Source organism: Moritella viscosa (assembly GCF_900120065.1).
In the GTDB taxonomy this organism is placed as follows: Bacteria; Pseudomonadota; Gammaproteobacteria; order Enterobacterales; family Moritellaceae; genus Moritella; species Moritella viscosa.
Window position 1 is genome coordinate 94,031 of sequence record NZ_FPLG01000054.1, and the last position, 18,812, is coordinate 112,842.

Here is an 18,812-nt window from a genome sequence, read left to right on the forward strand (position 1 = left end):
TAATTGAACCTTAAATAAATGAAAGCTTAGATTGAGAAGCTTGAACCACAACCACATGTTGTTGTTGCGTTCGGGTTTTTTACAAGGAAACGTGAACCTTCTAAGCCATCGATATAATCAACCGTACCGTCAACCAAATATTGTAAACTCATCGAGTCTACAACCATGATGACACTGTTCTTTTCGATAACAGTATCACCTGGATTAATCTTTTCATCAAAGGTAAAACCGTAAGAAAAACCAGAACACCCACCACCTGTAACGTACACACGTAATTTAAGTGCTAAATTTTCTTCTTCAGTGATCAATTCTTTTACTCTTGCTGCAGCAGCGTCACTAAAGTGAATAGGCAATGCCATATCGTCTGCACTTGCTTCCACAGCGACAGTTGTAACAGCTTGTTCAACAATATTATTATCAGCCTGAGTTGCACCAACTTCTGTAAATAGTTCCATACCTGCTCTCACTTAAACTCGATTTATACGTTCAATTATCTAATACCTGACTAATCCCGTCAACTATCGTTTCTTAATGCTCTATATCTAGCACTGCAATGCTAGGTGATCACCCTGAGATAGGGTCACTGCTTTGCAATACGGCACTCCAGTCAAAACTTTGTTTTAAGTTAACGCCAGAATTCCAACGATTCCCCTTTACTTTACCCACAAATGCGACGCGCTCAGGTACAAACCCCAATGGAAACTTAATTGACCCTTCCACCGCTTGGAAATAACGAAATGAGAAACTTAATTTTTGTTGTTTTTCACCCACTAATTCGTTCCAACGGTATTCCACTGGATCTCCGTCTAGGCTACCGTAAAAAATTAAATCAGCAGAGGCTTTAATATGGCGTTTTTTCTTTTGTACCTGCATTAATACGAGCTGCATAAAGTAGTAACCTTCACTGACTTCTGGAATAAATGTCAGACTTTCTAATTTTACACCATTAATAACGTCTTCCGGCGCCATGATACGTTGATAAAAAACTAATTCACGCTTTAACTCGGCATTCTCATTAAATAACGTACGTTGCTGCTCGGTTAACTGGTCCACTAATATTTGCGAGGTCTGTAGTTCAACTTCAACTTGTGCTTTGATCTTACTTGTTTCCGCTAAGTCACTACTGAGCCGTGAAATTTCATCATCTTTCATTGTTATTTTTACTGCTGACTCAATGCCTTTTAAATAAGAAAAGCCATAACCCAATAATACAGCGAGCGCTAATAATACGATGTAACGTGGTTTAATAATCTTAAACATGTCAGCCTTTTTCGTGATAAGCATAAAAATAAAGCGCTATTTTAACGATTCTACCGACGAAAACAAAGGCAACTTAGGTGCAAGTCGCTAAAAGCGTAAAAAAGCTACGTTTAAACCCCTGAACAGGTATAATAACGGTCTAAAATATTTCTACTATTTTTCTTACTATTTCTTACTATATTGTCTCTGACTGTAGATAAAAAGGATTGCAGATGTCTAAATCAAGCCAACTTTTCACGCAAGCTCAAGCTATTATTCCTGGTGGCGTTAACTCACCAGTGCGCGCATTCAATGGCGTTGGTGGTAGCCCACTCTTTATTCAACGTGCCGAAGGCGCGCGTATCTATGATGTAGACGGCAATGCCTATATTGATTATGTTGGTTCGTGGGGGCCGATGATTTTGGGCCATAACCATCCAGCAATCAAATCTGCTGTATTAGCGGCAGTTGAAAACGGCTTAAGTTTTGGTGCACCAACCGAAATCGAAGTGATCATGGCACAAAAAGTACAAGCAATGGTACCTTCCATGGCACAAATTCGCATGGTTAGTTCAGGTACTGAAGCAACAATGAGTGCGATCCGCTTAGCGCGTGGTTACACAAATCGTGACAAAATCTTAAAATTTGAAGGTTGCTACCACGGCCATGCTGACTCATTACTGGTTAAAGCGGGTTCTGGCGCATTAACCTTAGGTCAACCAAGCTCACCAGGTATCCCTGCGGATTTTGCGAAGCATACACTGACAGCAACATTTAATGATTTAGCATCGGTTGAATCACTATTTTCTGAATATCCAGAAGACATCTCTTGTATCATTGTAGAACCTGTTGCAGGCAACATGAACTGCATTCCACCACAAGCATGTTTCCTACAAGGACTGCGTAGTATTTGTGATAAATACAATGCTGTACTTATCTTTGATGAAGTAATGACTGGTTTTCGTGTTGCAACGGGCTGTGCACAAGCACACTACCAAGTAGAACCAGACCTAACGACATTAGGTAAAGTGATTGGCGGTGGCATGCCAGTAGGCGCGTTTGGCGGTAAATTGGAGATCATGCAACACATAGCTCCAACTGGTCCGGTATACCAAGCAGGTACATTGTCAGGTAATCCAATTGCAATGGCCGCAGGTCTTGCTGCATTAACCGAAATTGATAAACCAGAAGTGGCAGCGCAATTAAGTGCAAGCACCAAGCAATTAGCAGAAGGTCTTAAAGCCGCAGCAGCACGTCAAAACATCGCACTGGCTGTAAACTATGTTGGCGGTATGTTTGGTTTCTTCTTTACCGACCAAGCTGAAGTCACAGGTTTTGCCGACGTATGTAAATGTGACGCTGAACGCTTCAAAAAATTCTTCCACTTGATGCTAGCTGAAGGTGTTTATCTTGCACCATCTGCATTTGAAGCTGGTTTCTTATCAACCGCACATACCAGTGCCGATATTGAAGCAACAATTGCAGCAGCTGAACGTTGTTTTGCTAAACTAACGTAACAATTCCGCACCTAAAAGTATGATAAAAGTACCATTTCTATCATTTAATTAAGCCCTATTTTTAGGGCTTTTTTGTGTCTTTTTTTCATTCGTTCAAAAGTACCAGCCAAAAAAAACCAAGCTATTTTGGTTTAAATGACATAAATAGATCATTAAATATGATTATTTGACTGCAAAATGTATAATAGCCACCAAAAACAACTGCATGCAAACGGTTTTATAAAAATTAATATTCTCGCTAAATTTTTTCCCAGACTGGCCGAAAGTATTAACCGTGAGTTAATAACGTTAGGAAATAACTAGATTTTGACTAATACTTATTAACTAAAGACGCTTGCTGTTACTGTTGCGCGACAAATTACATAGATGAACATGGACTCATTATGAAAAAACAACTACTTGCACTAACTCTTCTTACCGGTTTTTCGAACGGCGTAGCTGCTGATATGCTTGGTACCTATTTTGGTGCAGACGTATGGCAATCAGGTGTTGACGGTACTATTCAACTCGACAACCACTCTGCTGTTACTAGTTATGAAGATACTTACAACTACCGTATGTATGTAAAGTTTGAACATCCAATTCCATTAATTCCAAATGCAGCAGTTAGTTTCTCAAATATCGATGTTGAAGGCTCTTCAGCGAACAAAAACATTAACTTAAAAACCGTTGATTTCACTCTGTACTATGAGTTTTTAGACAACGATATTGTATCACTTGATGCTGGTGTGACGTGGCGTCAACTGGACGGTTCTTTCGAAGATGGTTCGACGAAGGCGTCATTCTCAGGTCCATTACCTATGGGTTATGCTTACGCTGAAGTTGGCTTACCTATGTTCCCATTAAAAGCCTTTGCAATGGTGAATGCGATTGGTATTACAGGTGATGTTTACGGTGATGCTGAAGTAGGTTTATCTTTCATGCTAAACCCAGGTTATGTACTTGATTGGTCTATCCGTGCTGGTTACCGTATCCAACAACTTGATTTTAAAGTTGATGACGTGAAAGCTGACGCAACCATTGATGGTGCATTTATTGGTTTTGAAGGTCACTTCTAGGCCCAGTTAATACCAACACGTTTACATAAATAAGAACGGCGAGGTTTTTCTATCTTACTAGTAATAGTTATGATAGTAATTCCTCGCCATTTTTAGTGCTGATATAATCTTGTTGTATCGACGCTAATTCACCACTAAGCTATCGGCACTGCGTAATTTCATGTAATCACCAAACACCCTTAATGCACCACTCGAACCAGTTAAGGTTGAAGTTTTATTATCATCACGCCCCACCCAAACCGTTACCACATCTCGATTATCTAAACCAACAAACCAGCTATCACGTAATTTATCAGTCGAACCGGTTTTTCCCGCAAAATTAATGCCTGGAAATTGCCACCTCAAACGTCGTGCAGTACCTTGTTTTGCCACCAGCGTCATATTATAAATAGTTAGATCTGTATCCTTACGATCAAAACGACGCTGACCTTTCAGGCTTTGTTGATAGACTAAATCACCGTCTTCATCAACCACCGCGACCAAACTTGTTAATTTATGATATTCCCCCGCTGTAGCGATCGTTTGATACATTTGTGATACTTGGAATGGGGACATATTTAATGCCCCCAATAACATCGATGGATAGTGATTATCAACCTTTGCAACGCCTAGACGTTTTAAACTTTCAATCACATTATCAATGCCAAGTGCCATGCCTAAATTAACCGTAGGTACGTTAAGCGATTGCATTAAGGCTTGGTATAACGGAACTTCTCCACGGTATTTACGATCATAATTTTTTGGCTGCCAGTTATTACCGTACTGGTTATTTAATCGTATCGGTTTATCTTCTAGCGGTGAGTTAAGATCATACCCCTGTTCAAATGCAGTTAAATAAATAGCGGGTTTCACCACAGAACCAATCGAACGAGAAGCATCCAGCGCACGGTTAAAGCCAGCATATTGCGTGTTGCGACCACCAACGATTGCGGTAACCCGACCATATTGACGATCGGTCACCACCATAGCAGTTTCTAATCCGGAAATATTACGTGCCTTTTCTAATCGAGGCAGACTTGCCGTGACCGCCGTTTCTGCCGCACGTTGTGCCAGCGGGTCCAAACTAGTAAATATTTTCAATCCGGATTGATCATAAAGTGCATCGCCAAACGTGGTCTTTAACTCTCGGCGTAATAATGATAAAAACGCAGGCGCTTTAGTGGTACTCATATGCCCACGCGGAATAATACCCAGCGGTCTAGCAATCGCCGCACGATATTCAGCGGTACTAATCTTGCCGTTTTTGGATAATAAACGAATGATCATATCACGGCGTTCAAGTGCACGTTTGGGATAGCGCCATGGATCATAAAATGATGGTCCTTTAACTACGGCAACTAAGAACGCCATTTGATCTATGCTCAGTTCCGGTACTGGTCTACCAAAATAAAAGTAGCTGGCTAAACCAAAACCATATACGCCATCACTGTAGTTTTGACCTAAATAAACCTCGTTAAGATAACCACTTAATACCGCATCCTTACTTAAACGGTAGTTAATCAGTATTGCCATGTACGCTTCATTGAATTTACGCCAATAACTGCGCTGACGGGTTAAGAAAAAGTTTTTAACTAACTGCTGAGTCAGTGTACTTCCTCCCTGTACGGTTCGTCCTGCATTCATATTGGCAAACGCAGCACGGATAATCGCAACAGGCGATACACCGTTATGATGGTAAAAGTTTCGATCTTCCACCAATAACAAGGTATCAATTAATAATTGTGGGTAATCTTGTAATTCAACCAAGATGCGATCTTCTTGGTTCGGCGCTTGTAGGGTATCAAGCAGCATAGGATCAAGATTAACTGAATTAAGATATTTACCAGTTTTCTGGTCACGGATACTAACTAAGCGATTATCAGCAAAGGTAAGAAACAACGCTTTATTAGGTTCAGTCCCATCAAGATAAGTAAAACTTCGACGCAGTAATTCGACTTTAGTGGCCGATATTGAGAATTGCCCTGCAGTACGTGGTTTTGCTACTTTTAAATAATTGAGTAAAACCAGTTCCTCGACCAATTTATCATGTGGTAAAAACATCCCTGGTTTTAGCTCTAAACTTCGTGCATATATTTGCGCAGGGGTCTTCCAGATAGGACCTGAAAATCGAGTTTGGATCTTGCTGTCTAAATACATCCCATAGAGAATAAAAAGAGCCGAAAAAGCCAAACTAAATTTAAATAGGAAAATAGCAATACTGCGAGTCCAAGTGCGACTAGTTACCTTTTTTACTTTTCTCTTCGTGGCTTTTTTTGCGGTGGATTTCTTAGCTGATTTTTTTACCGCAGGTTTTGCTGGTGTTTTTCGTTTGTTGACAGTTTTCTTTGTGTCATCACTTACGGGACGTTTAGCCAATGGAAAGGGTCCTAGAAATTGCATTAAATACGGTCTAATACGATCTAATATAATACCGTAAAAAAGAATCGTTAGTTTACCCTGTTCGCTCCCTTCAACTCAACTATTGCAGTTAGGTATTTGAGCTCCCTGATTATGTTGCTGCAAGTTTGACCCCAAGAGCCACAAAAACAGTGCCAACCGTGCGGTTAAGCCACAGTGTAAAACTTTGGTTACCTTTCACTTTTTTGGTTAAACGATGCGCAGCAAAAATATAACCGAGCTCCACCACAAACGCACCAATAACCACTATCATACCCAATAACAAGAGCTGCATTGAGACCGTTCCCTGACCTTCTCGCACAAATTGCGGTAAAAAAGCCATAAAAAAGATCGCAGCCTTTGGATTCAGAACATCGATTAGCACTCCCTGTTTGAATACTTTCCAATGCGACATTGGTGATGGTGAATCACCATCAATACGATCAGTGCTGGTTAACTCAACTCCGCCAGATGCAGTAAACGCCTGCCAAGCCAAATAAATCAAATAACCCACACCAATGATTTTAATGAGCATAAAAGCATAAGCTGAAGAAACGATGATAGCTGATAAACCTAACGCCGCCGCAGCCACATGTACCAACGCTCCAGAACAAACCCCAGCAGCGGCAACAATACCCGCTTTACGACCATGGCTAACCGTCTTAGTCAGTACAAATATCAGATCCGGACCCGGCGTCATATTTAATGCCAGTGATGCGGTTAGAAACATTACCCAGTAACCAATATCCATCTGCATTTCCTTAATCTAAATTAACTGCTTTTACCATATATAATTCATTTTCAGTAAGGTCGTCAATCACACCTTGTTGCTTTGATATTAATTGCTCAAAACCATTATTCTTATAAAATACTATCGCGTATGTATTACTTATCATGACAGTTAATTCTAGTTGTTTCAGTTTAGACAATCTTGCCCACTCTTCTACATGTGCCAATAATTGCCTACCAAGACCCAAGCCGATACTCGCTTGTTGGATACCAATAACCAAAGATGCAGTATGACTATCACCACTAATATAACCTGTTATGCCTATCGCAAAACCGATCAGATTATGGTTATCTCGTTCTATTACATAAAGCACTTGGGTTGTTGAATTGATAAATAACTCTAGGTGGCTGCTGAGTTCAGTCGCACTATTTTTCTCACCCATGGCCATAAATGGCGTTTCGTTATTCAGTTGCGAAAATAACGTTGATAACGCGTGAGCATCCGTCACTTTGACTGGTCTAATTATTACCATAAATATTCTCTAATCGAGTTAAAAATAATAGCATCTGGCAATTGAAAATTAACAATAGCCGTAAACTGACGTATCATAGGTGCAGACGCTAGCGGTTACTCATCAATAACACAGTATCTGTCTGCCCAATATCGTACTGTAATATAACACCAAGGTTTATCAATGGTTTTCATCTCTAGCAATGTATCAATTCCCGATTCAGAAATTGATATTCAAGCCATCCGCGCACAAGGTACCGGTGGTCAGAACGTCAATAAAGTATCAACGGCGATCCATTTACGCTTTGATATTAAGGCGTCTTCACTACCCGAGTTTTATAAAGAAAGGTTATTAGCGTTAAGCGATCATCGTATTACCAAAGACGGTGTAATAATAATAAAATCACAGGAATCGCGCAGTCAGGATTATAACAAACAGGTCGCATTTGAACGTTTAGTTGAATTGATTAAGCAGGCGACTGTGATCCAAAAGGCACGTCGTGCCACCAAGCCAAGTCGTAATGCCAAAAAGAAACGTATGGACACTAAAACTCAGCGTGGTAAGACCAAAAATATGCGCGGTAAAGTTAGCTTTTAACTTGTTCCCAAGCTGCATGATAGCTATTTAACGCCACTTTAAATGCCGCTTGTTGGCGTTTATCAATCGCCGACGCAATAGGAATGTCAGCAGTCATCGCATTAACGGCGCGGCCACGCATGTGTAGTTCATAATGTAAATGGGGGCCAGTAACACGACCACTATTACCCGATAACGCAATTTTTTGTCCACGTTTTATTCGCTGACCTTTTCTCACCAACGCCTTACTTAAGTGTAAAAAACGAGTTCGGTATGTTTGACCATTTGAAATTTCAATATACAGTCCAGCATACTTATGATTAACAACTCGCGACACTACACCATCACCCGTTGCATACACAGGGGTTCCAATTGGTACCGCAAAATCTGTACCGTTATGCGGACGTAATAAACCTGTCACGGGGTGTAGACGTCTTGGATTGAAGCTTGATGATATACGATACTTACTGCTAACAGGACGACGCACAAAAGCGCGTTCAATACTCAGACCTTCTTCGTCATAATAAATACCTTCATACAAATAGGCACTAATATTGCGATTACGGTTATTAATACTTACCGCATCAATACGATTTTCACCAGTGAGTTTATCTCCGATATATTGGCGAGACACTAAGACTTTAAACGTATCTCCGCTGCGTAAGTCTCGGCTAAAATTAATTTTGTCTTTTAATAACGTCGCAATGAATTGTGCTTCAAATAACGATAATCCAGCTTGCTTTGCCGAACCAGAAAAGCTGTTTTCAACAGTACCTATATAACTATGGTCTCGCCATTCACCATCAACATTTATCTCTTCAAACTCAAAACCGGTCTCACCTAAACGCTTATAAACGACTTGATGAGAAAGACTTACTTGTAATTCCAAACGCGTCAATTCACCTTCAAATTCGGTGAATATTAAGGTTTGTCCGGGTTTAATGCTATCTAACGCCAGAACATTTAAATCCACTTCCAGAATTTGATATAAACTCGTTTGACTTAAATCTAACTGCTCAAAAATAGCCCCTAAGGTGTCACCTTTTTGGATCACGTAGTTAATGGTTTTTGGGTACGACTTAGCAAGATCTTCAGCGATTGCAGCAACAGCCGATTCAGTAACAGTCGCAACGGGATCTGGCGATACTGATTGTGACGATGATTCTGCTAGCAACGTCGCTGTTTTTGCTTTCGACACATCCATAATTTCAGCCGTAACAGGATTAGCACTTACGCCAATATCATTGCTGTCATCGACTTTATCTGTCACTGGTAATAACGCGACAATGATGAGTAATACACTTGTTAATAGCACCCACGTTAGTACTAACTGTAATTTATTTTTCTTAATTGACGACATTTAATGAATACCCAGTCTTCGTTCAAAATAGCAATAATTAGCATAATAAGGCCGAAATGGTATAACACAACAAAACAAAGGCATAGTATAGATAACGTAAATATGTGTAAATCAGTCGAAAGTTTTAGTATCTAAAACTAACCAACAATCACATAGCTCGGGTCAATTTGAAAAATGCCGAATACAATTAATACATTACCAACAACCGTTAACCAAAAAATACGTTTGAAACTAATTTTACTTTTTTTATGAGAAAATAGTTTTTGTCCGACGAGCGCACCAGGCCAACCACCTAACAGCGCTAACAAGTGCAATGTACGCTCTGGTGTACGCCACGCCTGTCGTTTAGCCGCCCATTTATCTTTACCATATACTAATAGGGTAATGATACTCAATACGAAATAACTGTAACCTAACCATACCAACATATTATTTACCTTAAGTAAAAGTATCCTCAGATATAAAAACGGCAAGCGCGATGCTTGCCGTATTAATCTACCTAAATATAACGTCGACTACCAGTTATCAGTAGCCCATTGCAGTTGCTCATCAGTATCCATAAAGCTCCATGCTAATATACGACTGACTTTTTGACCTTGCGACATAGGGATCACGCGGATTTGTTTTGCACCTAACGTGTGTAAATATTGCTCAAGCTCTTCTATATGCTCACCCTTTGAAATAAGACTAGTGAACCAACATACTTGTTCAGCGAAATCTTTACTTTCTTTCGCCATGTCTTTAACAAAGCGTAATTCGCCACCTTCACACCAAAGTTCAGAATTCTGCCCACCAAAGTTCAACTTAGTTGTATTGGTCGGCGCAGCCTTACCTTTGTGCAGGTTTTTAATCTTACGCTCAGTACCTGCGGTTGCATCAGCCATTGATGCATGGAACGGCGGATTACAAACCGTCACCGCATATTTGTCGTTATATTTGATCACGCCTTTAAAGGTACTACCTGGCGTTTTTTTCAATACAATCTTAATCGCTTTATTTAAGCTTGGATTTGCTTGCACGATCACATTCGCTGTTTTTGCTGCAACCGTATCAATATCAGTACCCACAAAGCCCCAGCCATAGCTGCGATGACCGAGAATAGGGTAAATGCAGTTAGCGCCAGTACCAATATCTAACGCTTTAACACGTTTACCTGTTGGTACATCACCATTATTAATTTCTGCCAGTAGATCGGCAATATAGTGAATGTAATCTGCACGTCCAGGGATTGGCGGACATAAATAACCTGTCGGAATCTGCCAATTTGGTACTTGGTAAAAATGGGCTAATAATGCACTGTTCAAGCAAACAACTGCTTTATCATCATTAAAATCGACCGTTTCTTCTCCACAAGGATTTAGTCTTATGTACGCTTTTAACGCTGGGTATGTTTTAACTAAGGCTGTTAAATCATAACGTCCCTGATGTGGATTACGGGGATGCAATGTAGCGATTTTTTTAGTCATGATAAATCTTCTTTTATTTGTCTGAAACGAACTCTGCGAGATAATAGCAGATTACGAATAACTATTGCTGCTTTCCTACATATGTTTTTTAACACGTCGTGTCGGCATCGCTTCCAAGGGGTTATCTGGCCAATAGTGCTTCGGATAACGGCCCTTCATTTCTTTTTTAACCTCAGCATAACTGCCATTCCAAAAGCCCAATAAATCTTGGGTAATTTGTAACGGACGCATCGCCGGTGACAGTAGTTCAACCACAATAGGCACTCGACCATTGGCAACCGCAGGTTTATTAGCTTGACCAAACATCTCTTGAATACGCACAGGTAAACTCGGTGCACTGTTATCGTTATAACGTAATTTAATTTTCGATCCAGTCGGCACGGTGAAATAAGTCGGCAGTTCATTGTCCAAGCGCTGTTGCAACGACCAATCTAGCCGTGAGAGCAACGCTTCTGTTAGGGGAATTTTTTTCATCTGTGAGGGACCAGTTACACCCGTCAAATACGGCTGCAACCAGTTTTCTAGATCGTCAATTAAGGCTTCATCACTGAAATCAACAAACCCCACTTCCGCTAACCATAAATATGCACATCGTAATCGGGTGAGCAATGCCTTATTGTGCTCATTCCAAGGCAATACCGATAATCCGGCTTTACGAATACCAGCCAGTACAGCCGTTTGTTTTTGTGCAGGCGTTATATCTGTTAATATCTGGCGAGATAATACCAATTTTCCTAAACGTTGACGCTGCTCAGCAATCAATTTATGAGTTTTTAAATCCCATTGCACAAACGCTTCCTCGGTAAATAATGGCGGTAACCAAGTTTGTAATTCCGCTAAATCAAATCCACAAGCGTTGTAGACCATAGCATCGGCACCTTGTTCGGTTAACGATAAGTCAGCAACGACTAAGAATTCTTCAGTTGCTAAACTGGCATCGGCCATTAATTTAACTCCGAGTCCATTACTTAACATGTAACGCACGTCCAGCCCGTGACCAGCTTGCCCTCGTCCTGTATTATCACGACGCTGTGCGATACGGTCTGGATACGCTAACGCTAACAACAAACCAGTATAAGCATTCGTGTTTCGGCACTGACTGCTGCTTTTAACAAAGCTAAAGCGTTGTGCCCACTGCAGTGCTTGACGTTGTGCTTGTTTAAATTGCCCCGATGCCATTTGTTGCAATGCAAAATCCAAATCAAGTGGTAAGCGTTCACTGCCTTCAAGTAATGCGATTAATCGACAGGCTAACCAACTAATACCCGGCAGTTCATTTTCCCACTCTTTTGCCGTTAACAGCATATGTGCTAACCGTGGTGACATACCAAATTCAGCCAAAGCTTGCCCATGGTTACTACAACTCCCCGCATCTAGAGCGCCAAGATCAGTTAATAACAATTCAGCATATTGCACATTTGCCAATGAAGGCTGATCGAGTAATGACAGTTCCGCAAAGCTATTAACACCCCATACCTTTAACTCTAAACAGGTTGAGGTTAAATCCGCGGCAATAATTTCTGGTTCTATTTGTGCATCTAAGCGGCAGTGGTCTTCTTCACGCCATAAACGATAACAGTGCCCTGCTTGTAAACGCCCCGCACGCCCTGCTCGCTGAGTTGCAGATGCTTGGCTTATTCGTCTGGTCTGTAATTTGCTGACCCCCGAGCGTGGGGAGAAGCTAACTCGGCGCTCAAGGCCAGAGTCAATCACCACCGAAATACCTTCAATGGTTAATGAGGTTTCGGCTATATTGGTCGCTAATACAATTTTGCGTTGCCCTGCGACGATAGGATTAATTGCAGCCTGTTGCTGTTGTTGCGTTAATTGACCATACAAGGGCAATACTTGTAGATGCGCATTAACTAATTCCTGTAACTGTTGCTGGCAACGTTTAATTTCACTCACCCCAGGCAAAAATACCAAAATATTACCGCCCTGCTGCTGTAGCGCTAATTTAACCGTTGCTGTTATTGCGCCTGGCAACGCTTGCTTAATCGTATTGCGCTGTAAATTCATCGGGTGATAACTATAAGAAACAGGGAAGCAACGTCCTTCTGCCGTCAACAGTTTCGCATCTGGCAACATTTTCTGTAGCCCTTCACTATCGAGCGTTGCCGACATCACTAATAAATTTAAATCATCGCGTAAGCCTTGCTGGACTTCGAGCGCAAACGCTAAACCGACATCGGCATTGAGTGAGCGCTCATGAAATTCATCAAATATAATAAGATCGTAATCGCTGAGTTCCGGATCTTGTTGAATCATCCGGGTTAAGATCCCCTCCGTTACCACTTCCAATCGTGTTGATTTCGATACTTTAGTATCCCCGCGCATACGATAACCAACATCCTCTCCGACTTTTTGTTGTAACTGCGAGGCCATAAATACAGCAATGTTACGCGCAGCAAGACGCCTTGGTTCTAACATTAAAATACGGCCACTGAAGATATTTTCTTGCAATAATTTAAGTGGTAATAAGGTTGATTTACCGGCACCAGGTGGCGCTTGCAAAATAACTTGATTAGATAATTTTAAGGCCGTAAATAGATCGGGTAATACGGCGGTGATTGGTAACGCTGCCACAAAGGCCTCTCAGAATAAAATAATCAGTAATAAACCGATTTTACCCTAAAAACACAATTCATTAAATTTAAGTCTATTATTTATAAGGAATAGCAAAAGGAATTTACTATGCGCCTATCTACGTCATTTTTTTTATCCTTATTATTCACCCTCAGTTATAACCATACAGCAATGGCTCACGTTGGCTTTTGGTCAAAAACATATACCATTACCCATCAACTCACCAATGGCGAAAGTATTGCCAGTGCCAAACAGATTATGCAAGAAAAAGCCCGGATCAAAGCCAGCTTTGATGTGCGTAATTATCAATTAATGAATAAGCCCGTTGATCTAACTAACTACAAACAATATGTGCCCATTATTCAAGCCGCTTATATTAAGATCACACCACAAAACAAGCCGCAAATAGTCAAAGATAAGGATGTATATAAAGGCCAAGTATTTGTGGTACAGCAAATAAGGGCAACATTCGACGAGCATTACATAGGCCAGAGCATAACCATATTACGTAACAGCCTCACAGTAGAAAAAAGTCTGACAACCCTAGATAACGACTTTGATAATAATTTAAAAAATTTAGGGGAGATAAAATTAGCTATTGCTGAACAACAAATATCTACGCAGCAAAGCGCGCGCTTAATACGCCAACAAGACCATGAAGTCATACAGATGAGGGCGGTATTCGATGATGTCAAACGCCTATTTTCAGATCACGGTAGTAGCCCGCAATTCAATCTTTCCCAGTTATTAAAAATACGGGACAGTATTGACGCGGAAGTCATTGATCCAATCCTTAATACCAAAGTACGAACACGCATCACCAATGTTGAAGAGCTGAATAATGGCGATGTAAAAGTACAAGTACAAGTTGGCTGGACCCTCCCTATACACCATATGCGTATATTACATAAATACGTACGTTCTGCCGATGTAACAGCCCCCGGTGGTAGCTCTACCTATTTAAAACTATCTCGGTTTTATAACGAAAAAGAACGTGCACCGTCGATACTGTCAGCTAACATCTATAATTATCTTGCCAGTCAAAAAATATATTTTGATATTTCAATTGGTAGCCAGCATCAAATATTAGATGTGCTATATCCTAATGGCGGTGATCTGATGAACAATTGTAATAACCCACTGGCCCGTGATGCTGACAACCCGGATAAAACGTCTGTATGTATTGTTGAGCAAGTATTTAACGACCAACATATTTTATCACAACCCAATATCGCCAACCCGCTTACATTCACCCTCAATGCCAATGAAATTGATGGCCAACTGACCGTCAACGTAAAACAAATATGGCAAAAAGCTGGAAGTGCAGAAGATAAAAAGTGGCAACGAGATCTGTCTCAGTTTAACTAGCGACCTTTCGACAACTATAGGCAACAATGATTCTGCAACCCTCAGCTTGCCTATGGCTTTCTTTTCCAAAAATTATTATGCTCTAGACTGTTTTCCAACTAATGAGCATGATTATGCATTATCCGACGCCCCTACAGTCCGCCACGTTAATTAAACGCTACAAGCGATTTTTGGCTGATGTCATTCTTGAAAATGGTGAAGAAGTTACCATACACTGTGCTAATACTGGTGCAATGACAGGTTGTGGCGATCCAGGCGATATAATCTGGTTCTCAACCTCAGACAATCCGAAACGTAAATATTCACGTTCTTGGGAGCTTACCGAAAAAGCCAATGGCGATTTAATTTGCATTAATACAGCCAGAGCCAATCAATTAGCCAAAGAAGCAATTCAATCGGCCGCTATATCACAACTAATCGGCTACGACAGTCTGACCACCGAAGTAAAATACGGTAATGAAAATAGTCGGATTGATATTTTACTCGATGATACTAAACATGGTAAATGCTATATCGAAGTGAAGAGTGCCAGTTTATTAGAAAATGGCTGTGGTTATTTCCCCGATACTGTCAGTGTTCGTGGACAAAAACATCTAAGAGAGCTAATGGCTGTAAAGAAAAACGGACACCGAGCAGTATTATTATTTGTTATTCAGCACACAGGTATTAAGGCGCTAAAACCTGCTAAACACTTAGATAAAGACTATAGTGATCTTGTTAAGCAGGCAATTGAGCAAGGAGTTGAAGTATTTGCATACGCGAGTACAATAGAAAAACACGAAATTACGTTAGTAGAACAAATTTCATTCAACTGTGACTAATGTCACAGCGGAACCAACCCATAAGAGGGTGTTAGTGAACAATTTGCCAGTTTAGTTTGCGCAGTTTGTGTGTTTCTGGTATTTATACCGCCCATAAATATTGCTTTGCAGTGCTCTGTAATATTATGGCGTAATGCGGACTAGGAGAGATAGCATGCCTGAAGCGAAAAAAGTACTCGGTGTTTTAGCCATCGCAGGTGTAGAAGCTTACCAAGAACAGCCTGGTGAAGAATACATGGGTGAGAAGCAACGCGATCACTTTAAAAACATTTTAAGTGCTTGGCGTAATGAGCTACGTGAAGAAGTTGATCGCACTGTAGTTCATATGAAGGATGAGGCGTCAAACTTCCCAGATCCTGTTGATAGAGCAGCCCAGGAAGAAGAGTTTAGCCTAGAACTTCGAGCTCGAGATCGTGAAAGAAAACTGATCAAAAAAATCGAAAAAACACTTCAATCAATTGAACATGATGACTTCGGTTTTTGCAACACATGTGGTATCGAAATTGGTATCCGCCGCTTAGAAGCACGACCGACTGCAGAGCAATGTATTGACTGCAAAACGCTTTCTGAAATCAAAGAAAAGCAAATGGTTGGCTAATCAGTTTTTAACTGACATGATTTATTGAGGGCTTCTTAGCCCTCTTTCTATTTATAGCCTTTTTTATTTTAAGAACCCATTTATGTCCAATAGCTATGTAGGACGCTTCGCGCCCTCTCCTTCAGGACCATTACATTTTGGTTCCCTGATCGCTGCTGTTGGCAGCTATTTACAAGCAAAATCTAACCAAGGTACTTGGTTAGTGCGCATCGAAGATCTCGATCCCCCTAGAGAAGTTTCAGGTGCATCGGCGAATATCTTAGCAACACTTGATGCCTTTGGTTTACATTGGGATGGTGATGTTATCTATCAAAGCCAGCGCAGTTCTGCTTATCAAGAAGCTATTGCCCAGCTTAGCCAGCAAAGTTTAACCTACTACTGTCATTGCACCCGTAAACAAATTCAAGCACAAGGTGTCTTTTATCAAGGACAATGTAAGCATAAGCAACTTGCTGCAAATAATGCAGCCTTGCGGGTAACGACGACAGTACCTGTTTATCATTTTATGGATGAGTTACATGGTAAGATAGAAATCGAGAAAGCACTCGCTGCAGAAGATTTTATTATTCATCGTAAAGATGACCTGTTTGCTTACAATCTTGCCGTGGTCGTGGACGATATTTACCAAGGTATCACCCAAGTCGTACGTGGCGCAGATTTAATTGAACCAACAGGGCGACAATTATATCTGTTTGAACAATTTTCACAGCCAGCACCATCATATTTACATTTGCCTTTGGTCAGTAATGCTGATGGCTCTAAATTAAGTAAACAGAATCACGCGCCCGGATTAGATATCAGTCAGGCTAAAGCCCTCTTAATTGATGCATTCAGATTCTTAGCCTTACCCGTGTGTAACGAACTGCAAGATCTATCTATCCCCCATCTATTACAATGGGGTACAGAACATTGGTCCGTCAAAAACCTACCCAGACAGAAATCAATCGTATTAAGCCAATAAGGCAAGATTAATACTAAATTTCGTCAACAATCTTTGTCATTTTATCAACGCAGCGCTATTATATGGCGGCATAAATAATTCAACCTATTTTACTATTAATTCGAGGTGTACCATTTTCACTCAAATCACTAAATTCTGTAAAAATATACTGAGCAGAAAGCAGATAGATCAAACATCAGATGTGAAAGAAACTGCTTCTGAAACAGCGTCAAAGACACGCAAAGATCGTGATGCACAGAGTAAAAACGCACCTGAAGATACTCATTCTAATACGGCTGTTGGGCCATTAGCACAACAAGATGTACCGAATTTGGGACTAAATGAACTGAAACTGGAAAAGGGTCAACACCCTATAAACCATAATTTAATTAGTGAAAACGCCCTAAAAGTACTCTATCGTTTACACAAGTCGGGCTATCAAGCTTACCTTGTAGGTGGCGGTGTGCGTGATATATTTATTGGCCAAGAACCAAAAGACTTTGATATCGCGACCAATGCCGAACCAGAACAAATCAAAAAATTATTCCATAACTGCCGTTTAGTTGGCCGTCGCTTCCGTCTTGCTCATATCTTATTTGGCCGTGACATGATCGAAGTTGCAACCTTCCGTGGTCATCACGTAGAAGAAAAAGAAAAAGAACAAAATCAACAAACATCAAAGCAATCTGATGGTGGCATGTTGTTACGTGATAACGTCTACGGCACCATCAGTGAAGATGCTGAACGTCGTGACTTTACTGTTAATGCCTTGTATTACAATATTGCCGATCGCGCTGTTTATGACTTTGCCGGTGGTCTTGCTGACTTACAAAGCAAGCAATTACGCTTAATCGGTGATCCAGAAACACGTTACCGAGAAGATCCGGTGCGTATGCTACGTGCTGTACGTTTCTCCGCAAAACTAGACATGCAGATCAGTCCAGATGCTGCGGAACCGATCAAACGCATGGCAAACTTGTTACAAAGTATTCCCGCCGCGCGTTTATTTGAAGAAACATTAAAACTATTCTTAAATGGTAACGGTTTAGCAACTTACAAATTAATGAAAGAACATGGTTTATTCCAACCCTTGTTCCCACTTGTTAGTAAATATCAAAATGAAGACGGTTCAAGTAACTGTGATAAATTCATCCAAATTGCCTTAGATAACACTGACCGCCGTATTAATTCAGGCAAGCGTGTAACCCCCGCTTATTTATATGCCGCTATGTTATGGTATCCACTGGAAGCGATGGCTGAAGAACGCGTTATTGACAGCGGTCTTAACTACAGCGATGCTTTGCTATTAGCAATGAATGATGCTCTTGATTCACAAATTAAGAGTATTGCAATTCCGCGCCGCTTTACTTCAACCATCCGTGATATTTGGCATTTACAAGGCCGCTTACCACGCCGCCAAGGTAAACGTGCAGAAAAAGCCTTCGAACATTTAAAATTCCGTGCGGGTTTTGATTTCTTAGAAATGCGAGCCGAGATTCAAGGTGGCGATTTAGTCGAAGTAACTCAATGGTGGCGTGATTACCAAACTGCTAATGCCACTGGCCGTCAGAACTTAATTAAAGAATTGAATTCACCAGCGGGTAAAAAAACACGTCCACGCCGTGCTAAAAAGAAAAAGCCAGCAAGCGAAAGTGATGCTTCATAG

General features: G+C 40.8%; 17 protein-coding genes. 8 read left to right on the forward strand and 9 right to left on the reverse strand.

The genetic code is table 11. From position 1 onward, the window contains the following. Nucleotides 1-26 precede the first annotated feature (26 nt). Nucleotides 27-359: an iron-sulfur cluster insertion protein ErpA gene (erpA, locus tag BT797_RS09460; protein ID WP_045112645.1), complete on the reverse strand. Its 333-nt coding sequence runs from the start codon at nt 357-359 to the stop codon at nt 27-29. A 205-nt stretch (nt 360-564) separates the two neighbouring features. Further along, nucleotides 565-1,260, reverse strand: a complete 696-nt coding sequence (locus tag BT797_RS09465; RefSeq protein WP_075471831.1) for a DUF6776 family protein — start codon at nt 1,258-1,260, stop codon at nt 565-567. A 212-nt stretch (nt 1,261-1,472) separates the two neighbouring features. Here BT797_RS09465 and hemL point away from each other — a divergent pair, with 212 nt between their 5' ends. Both hemL and BT797_RS09475 read left to right on the forward strand, forming a co-directional pair. Further along, nucleotides 1,473-2,756: a glutamate-1-semialdehyde 2,1-aminomutase gene (gene hemL, locus BT797_RS09470; RefSeq protein WP_075471833.1), complete on the forward strand. Its 1,284-nt coding sequence runs from the start codon at nt 1,473-1,475 to the stop codon at nt 2,754-2,756. Nucleotides 2,757-3,139: 383 nt separating this feature from the next. Continuing rightward, complete coding sequence (locus BT797_RS09475; protein ID WP_045111560.1) at nt 3,140-3,814, forward strand: TIGR04219 family outer membrane beta-barrel protein; 675 nt, start codon at nt 3,140-3,142, stop codon at nt 3,812-3,814. Nucleotides 3,815-3,937: 123 nt separating this feature from the next. On the opposite strand, the gene mrcB is transcribed toward BT797_RS09475, so the two are convergent. The 3 genes from mrcB to BT797_RS09490 all read right to left on the reverse strand — a co-directional run bounded on the left by mrcB (nt 3,938) and on the right by BT797_RS09490 (nt 7,452). Next, a complete protein-coding gene (gene mrcB / locus BT797_RS09480; protein WP_075471835.1) occupies nt 3,938-6,169 on the reverse strand; it encodes a penicillin-binding protein 1B in 2,232 nt (743 codons plus the stop codon). A 133-nt stretch (nt 6,170-6,302) separates the two neighbouring features. Then, entirely contained in the window at nt 6,303-6,941 is a 639-nt protein-coding gene (locus tag BT797_RS09485) for a LysE family translocator (protein WP_075471837.1), read from the reverse strand. 10 nt (nt 6,942-6,951) lie between these two features. Then, nucleotides 6,952-7,452: a GNAT family N-acetyltransferase gene (locus BT797_RS09490; RefSeq protein ID WP_045111563.1), complete on the reverse strand. Its 501-nt coding sequence runs from the start codon at nt 7,450-7,452 to the stop codon at nt 6,952-6,954. A gap of 162 nt (nt 7,453-7,614) precedes the next feature. On the opposite strand from BT797_RS09490, the gene arfB reads away from it, so the two are divergent. Continuing rightward, entirely contained in the window at nt 7,615-8,028 is a 414-nt protein-coding gene (gene arfB / locus BT797_RS09495) for an alternative ribosome rescue aminoacyl-tRNA hydrolase ArfB (protein ID WP_075471839.1), read from the forward strand. On the opposite strand, the gene BT797_RS09500 is transcribed toward arfB, so the two are convergent. From BT797_RS09500 to hrpB, 4 genes are all read right to left on the reverse strand, one after another. After that, complete coding sequence (locus tag BT797_RS09500) at nt 8,018-9,367, reverse strand: peptidoglycan DD-metalloendopeptidase family protein (RefSeq protein WP_045111565.1); 1,350 nt, start codon at nt 9,365-9,367, stop codon at nt 8,018-8,020. The two genes, arfB and BT797_RS09500, sit on opposite strands and share 11 nt — an antisense overlap. A gap of 137 nt (nt 9,368-9,504) precedes the next feature. Further along, complete coding sequence (locus tag BT797_RS09505) at nt 9,505-9,795, reverse strand: DUF1294 domain-containing protein (RefSeq protein ID WP_045111566.1); 291 nt, start codon at nt 9,793-9,795, stop codon at nt 9,505-9,507. An 87-nt stretch (nt 9,796-9,882) separates the two neighbouring features. Then, complete coding sequence (gene rlmF / locus BT797_RS09510; RefSeq protein WP_075471841.1) at nt 9,883-10,833, reverse strand: 23S rRNA (adenine(1618)-N(6))-methyltransferase RlmF; 951 nt, start codon at nt 10,831-10,833, stop codon at nt 9,883-9,885. A gap of 75 nt (nt 10,834-10,908) precedes the next feature. Next, nucleotides 10,909-13,419 (reverse strand): ATP-dependent helicase HrpB, encoded by a 2,511-nt coding sequence (gene hrpB, locus BT797_RS09515; protein ID WP_075471843.1) that lies wholly within the window; start codon nt 13,417-13,419, stop codon nt 10,909-10,911. A 108-nt stretch (nt 13,420-13,527) separates the two neighbouring features. Here hrpB and BT797_RS09520 point away from each other — a divergent pair, with 108 nt between their 5' ends. The 5 genes from BT797_RS09520 (at nt 13,528) to pcnB (ending at nt 18,812) form a co-directional block, all read left to right on the forward strand. Continuing rightward, nucleotides 13,528-14,787 carry a hypothetical protein gene (locus BT797_RS09520; protein WP_045111590.1) on the forward strand — a complete coding sequence of 420 codons (1,260 nt, stop codon included), beginning with the start codon at nt 13,528-13,530 and terminating at the stop codon, nt 14,785-14,787. Between the two features lie 113 nt (nt 14,788-14,900). Further along, nucleotides 14,901-15,608, forward strand: coding sequence for a DNA/RNA nuclease SfsA (sfsA, locus tag BT797_RS09525; protein ID WP_045111591.1), 708 nt, complete (start codon nt 14,901-14,903; stop codon nt 15,606-15,608). A 154-nt stretch (nt 15,609-15,762) separates the two neighbouring features. After that, nucleotides 15,763-16,206 carry an RNA polymerase-binding protein DksA gene (gene dksA / locus BT797_RS09530; RefSeq protein WP_045111592.1) on the forward strand — a complete coding sequence of 148 codons (444 nt, stop codon included), beginning with the start codon at nt 15,763-15,765 and terminating at the stop codon, nt 16,204-16,206. Between the two features lie 82 nt (nt 16,207-16,288). Continuing rightward, a complete protein-coding gene (gluQRS, locus tag BT797_RS09535) occupies nt 16,289-17,167 on the forward strand; it encodes a tRNA glutamyl-Q(34) synthetase GluQRS (RefSeq protein ID WP_045111593.1) in 879 nt (292 codons plus the stop codon). Nucleotides 17,168-17,348: 181 nt separating this feature from the next. After that, nucleotides 17,349-18,812, forward strand: coding sequence for a polynucleotide adenylyltransferase PcnB (gene pcnB, locus BT797_RS09540; RefSeq protein WP_170860736.1), 1,464 nt, complete (start codon nt 17,349-17,351; stop codon nt 18,810-18,812).